The organism is Streptomyces sp. NPDC104367 (genome assembly GCF_055583825.1).
Genome location: NZ_JBVJND010000105.1, coordinates 1 through 1,266, shown reverse-complemented (window position 1 = coordinate 1,266; position 1,266 = coordinate 1). Strand labels below are relative to the sequence as shown.

1 protein-coding gene is annotated in these 1,266 nt (G+C 68.6%); it reads left to right on the top strand.

Annotated elements, in window-relative coordinates; all coding sequences use genetic code 11:
• Positions 1 to 69 precede the first annotated feature (69 nt).
• Positions 70 to 1,266: IS21 family transposase (gene istA / locus ACZ619_RS45870; RefSeq protein ID WP_469612018.1), on the top strand; the 1,197-nt coding region annotated here is incomplete at its 3' end.

Here is a 1,266-nt window from a genome sequence, read left to right as displayed (position 1 = left end):
TGTCGTTGCTCCCGTAAGAATGACCCCCAGGTGCTCCCGCAGAATTAACCCCCCTTGATGATCTGGAGGGTGCTGAAAGTGGAGGACTGGGCCGAGATACGCCGTCTGCACCGGGCGGAGGGTGTGCCCATCAAGGAGATCGCGCGGCGGTTGGGGGTGGCGCGGAACACGGTGCGGGCGGCGTTGAACTCAGACCGGCCGCCTGTGTTCGAGCGGGCCCCGCGGGGTCATGTCGCGGACAGGTTCGAGCCTCAGATGCGGGCTCTGCTGCAGGAGTGGCCGACGATGCCGGCGCCGGTGATCGCCGAGAGGATCGGCTGGCCGTACTCCTCGGCACCACTGCGCAAGCGGCTGGCACTGATCCGGCCGGAATACGTCGGGATCGACCCGGTCGACCGGGTCATCTACGAGCCCGGCGAAGTCGCCCAGTGCGATCTGTGGTTCCCGGAGACGAAGGTCCAGGTCGGAGCCGGGCAGAAGCGGGTGCTGCCGGTATTGGTCATGACCTTGGGATTCTCCCGCTACTTGTCCGCGGTGTTGATCCCCTCGCGGCAGGCCGGCGACATCCTTTCGGGCATGTGGCAACTGATCCACGGGATCGGCCGAGTGCCAAAGACGCTGGTCTGGGACCGGGAAGCGGCGATCGGCGGCAGCGGGAAACTCACCGCGCCGGCCGCGGCGTTCGCCGGAACTTTGGCCACCAGGATCAAGCTGGCGCCGCCCCGCGACCCCGAATACAAGGGGATGGTCGAGCGGAGCAACGGCTACCTGGAGACCTCGTTCCTGCCGGGCCGGCAGTTCGCCTCCCCGGCGGACTTCAATCAGCAGCTGCAGGAGTGGCTCATCAAGGCGAACTCCCGCACGGTCCGCTCGATCCAGGGCCGCCCGGCCGACTTGCTGGAGCGGGACTACCTGTCGATGACACCGCTGCCGCCCCTCGAGCCGCCGACCGGCCTGAGCTCGCGGATCCGTCTCGCGCGTGACTACTACGTCCGCGTTGACACCGGCGACTACTCGGTTGACCCGCAGGTCATCGGCCGGTTCGTCGACGTCACCGCCTCCCTCGAGGAGATCGTGGTGTTCTGCGACGGCCAGGTCGTCGCCCGCCACGAACGGTCCTGGGCCAAGCAGGCAGTGGTCACCGATCCCGCCCATGCCGCCACGGCCAAGCGGATGCGCCAGGCCCTGGCCGACGACCGCCACCGGCGCCAGGCAGCAACACGGCAGCACACCGACGGGCACATCGTCGCCCTGCGGCCCCTGCCG